Genomic DNA, 3,406 nt, shown 5'->3' on the forward strand with positions numbered 1-3,406 from the left:
GTGGAGTCCTCCGTTACCCCGTGGTCCGGCAGCTCATCCGGTTCACCGGCGTCGGCATTGTCTGCACCCTGACCTCCCTGGCCCTGTACGCCCTCTCCCGGCCCTGGCTTGGGGCCCAGCCGGCCAACGCGGCGGCCCTGATCCTGACGTCGTTCATGAATACCGCCCTCAACCGGCGCCTGACGTTCAAGATCACCGAACGCCGCCGGATGAAGCGCGACCACCTCAACGGCCTGATCGTGATCGTCGTCGCGCTGCTGATCACCGGCGGCAGCCTCGCCGTCCTGCACTGGGTCAACCCGGACGCCACCGTGGCCGAGGAGCTGTGGACCACCACCCTCTCCGGTTTCGCCGCCACCGCCGTGCGGTTCACGATGCTGCGGCACTGGATCTTCCGCCGCGCCCGCCACCGCTGACGTCGCCCGGGCCCTCACCCCGGGTTGAGCTATCAGTTCAAGCCGCTATGGAGGCCCGATAAAGACATTTAGTGACAGCTCAACCGGTGGAGGGGGTCCCGAGGGAGCGGACGCCGGCGACGGCGTTGCGGACCGCGGCCGCCGCCTCCTGCAACTGCGCTGCCGTCACGGTCGAGTCAAAGCTGAACCGCACCGCCGTCTGGGCGATCTCGGGCTCGATGCCCAGGGCCAGCAGCACCGGCGAGGGCGCATCCGAGCCGGCGGCGCACGCGGAACCGCTGGAGCAGATGATGCCCTGGCGTTCGAGCTCCAGCAGCACGGACTCGCCGCTGGTGCCCGGGAAGCAGAAGGATGCCACCGAGGGCAGCCGCTCGGTGGGGTGGCCGGTGAGCAGTGCGCCGGGAACACCGGCCAGCACGGCGTCAATAAACCCGTCGCGGAGGGCAGCGACGTGCCCGGCCGGTTCCCGCGGCAGCGCCAGTGCCGTCGCCAGCGCCACGGCCCCGGCGACGTTCTCCGTGCCCGACCGGCGGCCCCGTTCCTGCCCGCCGCCGTGGACCAGCGGTTCAAGCCGGACCCGGCCGCGCACAAACAACGCGCCGCTGCCTTTGGGCGCGCCCAGCTTGTGGCCGGAAATGCTCAGCGCGTCCACACCCAGTGCGCCGGTGTCCAGCGGCAGCCAGCCGGCGGCCTGGACGGCGTCGGTGTGGAACGGGACCCCGTGGGCATGGGCCAGCGCCGCGAGCCGGGCGATGGGCTGGACCGTGCCGACCTCCTTGTTGGCGTACGTGATGCTGACCAGGGCCGTGCCGGGCTGCAGCACGGCGGCGAGGGCCTCTTCGCTCACCTGCCCGAAGCGGTCCACGGGGATCACGTCGACGGCGAACCCGTGGACCCGTTCAAGGTACCTGGCGGATTCTTCCACCGCGGAATGCTCGACGGCGCTGATCGCCACCCGGTCCAGGCGCGGATCGGCGGCGCGCCGGGCCAGGGCAATGCCCTTGACGGCGAGGTTGTCCGCTTCCGTGCCGCCGGAGGTGAAGACGACTTCCCCGGGACGGCAGCCGAGGGCCCTGGCGGTTGCGGCGCGGGCCCCTGCGAGCGCCGCGGCAGCCGCCTCACCCAGGGAGTGATGGCTTGACGGGTTGCCGAATTCGCCCGTGAGGTACGGCCACATGGCCTCCAGCACCTCGCGGCGGACCGGGGTGGTGGCCGCGGCGTCGAGGAAGATCATGGCGCGCCTCAGCCGGCCGCCGGGCCGGCGCCTGAGTCGACGGCCGGCTCGACGTCAAGCTCAATGTCCAGGCCGAGGTCCAGTGCCGTGACACTGTGCGTCAGGGCGCCGATCGAGATGACGTCCACCCCGGTGGCCGCGATGTCCGCCACGGTGGCGAGGTTGACGTTGCCGCTGGCCTCGACGCGGGCCCGGCCGCCCACCAGCCCGACGCCGGCCGCGAGCTCGGCCAGGGAGAAGTTGTCCAGCATGATGGTGTCCACCCCGGCGGCCAGGACGGGCTCGATCTGCTCCATGGTGTCCACCTCCACTTCGAAGTGTGTTGTGTGGCCGAGCTGGGCCTTGGCGCCGCTGAGCACTGCGGTCAGCTTCGCCGGATCGCCGCCGGTGAGGACGGCCAGGTGGTTGTCCTTGGCCAGGACGGCGTCGGAGAGGCTGAAACGGTGGTTGGCGCCGCCGCCGCAGCGGACGGCGTAGCGTTCGAGCACCCGCAGCCCCGGCGTGGTCTTGCGGGTATCGGTGATCCGGGCCCGGGTGCCGGCCACGAGCGCCACGAACTCGGCCGTTTTGGTGGCGATGGCGCTCATCCGCTGGACCAGGTTCAGTGCGACGCGTTCGGCCAGCAGCACGGCGCGGGCGTTCCCGGTCACGCGGGCCAGGGCGGTTCCGGCGGCGAAGGCCTCGCCGTCGTGGACCAGCAGTTCGACGACGGCGCCCGGGTCGGTCAGCCGCATCGCCGCGGCGAAGACCTCCCCGCCGCTCAGCACCCCGGGAGCGCGGGCGTTGAGCACCGCGGTGGCCCGCGCCTGCGCCGGGATGAGCGTCTGGGAAGTGACGTCCCCGTACGGGGCGTCCTCCTGCAGCGCCGCGCGGAGGACGGCCAGGACGGCGGCCTCGGGCAGGCTCCCGGCGAGCGCCGCGGTGCGGGAGGGCAGGGTTTCCGGGGCAGCGGTTGCGTGGGCAGTGGTGGTCACGAGGAAATCCTTTGCATGGAATGGGTGAGGGCTGAGGCGTCGTCCGTGTCCGCCCGGTAGTGGGCTCCGACGGACTGCGTGCGGTTCAGGGCAGCCGCCACAAGCAGGCGGGCCGCGAGGAGCAGGTTCCGGTCCTCATGGGCATCCTGGCAGAGCCAGTCACTGTGGCCGGCATCGGGAGCGGTCTCAGAATGGACAACGGCGTCCCAGGCCGCAAGCACGGTCTCCGCCTCCCGCAGTTGCTCCCCGCTGCGCATTACCCCGGCGTCCGCCGTCATCAACCGCCGAAGAGCGTCGCGCGAGAAAACCCCGTACGCGGATACCGACTTCACAAAATCTTCGGACACGCTCGCTAAAGTGTCCGTCAAGGGGAGGCCGCCCGCGGCCGTGGGCCCACACGATCCGGGTTCCCTGGCCGAGCTTGCGAGGCTAGGGGGATCGTGGGGATCGTGGGGAGCACGCGGAGCAGTGGTGTCGTGCGACGGGTCGGCGCGCAGGAAGTCCTCGACCGCCCGGCGGCCGAACACCAGGCCCTCCAGCAGCGAGTTGCTCGCCAGCCGGTTGGCCCCCTGGGCGCCCGTGCGGGCCACCTCGCCGGCGGCATACAGGCCCGGTACCGACGTGCGGCCCCACAGGTCGGTGCACACGCCACCCATCCAGTAGTGGGCAGCCGGGGACACGGGTACGGTCTCCGTGGTCCAGTCGTACCCTGCGGCGAGGGTGGCCGCCGTGATGGTCGGGAACCGCCGGGCCAGGAAGCCCGCGCCCCGCTCTGCCCCACT

At 71.8% G+C, this 3,406-nt stretch carries 4 protein-coding genes; 1 reads left to right on the forward strand and 3 read right to left on the reverse strand.

What is annotated here, in order from left to right; translation table 11 throughout:
- Positions 1-416 (forward strand): GtrA family protein (locus LQV45_RS21780; protein ID WP_230008787.1); only part of this gene is annotated, 416 nt, incomplete at its 5' end.
- A gap of 79 nt (positions 417-495) precedes the next feature.
- Here LQV45_RS21780 and LQV45_RS21785 read toward each other — a convergent pair.
- From LQV45_RS21785 to LQV45_RS21795, 3 genes are all read right to left on the reverse strand, one after another.
- On the reverse strand, positions 496-1,650 hold the full coding sequence (locus tag LQV45_RS21785) for a cysteine desulfurase family protein (RefSeq protein WP_230008788.1): 1,155 nt from the start codon (positions 1,648-1,650) through the stop codon (positions 496-498).
- 8 nt (positions 1,651-1,658) lie between these two features.
- Positions 1,659-2,585 (reverse strand): carboxylating nicotinate-nucleotide diphosphorylase, encoded by a 927-nt coding sequence (gene nadC, locus LQV45_RS21790; protein WP_230008790.1) that lies wholly within the window; start codon positions 2,583-2,585, stop codon positions 1,659-1,661.
- Between the two features lie 35 nt (positions 2,586-2,620).
- Positions 2,621-3,406: FAD-binding protein (locus LQV45_RS21795; RefSeq protein WP_230008789.1), on the reverse strand; the 786-nt coding region annotated here is incomplete at its 5' end.

This window comes from Microbacterium sp. Bi128, assembly GCF_918698205.1.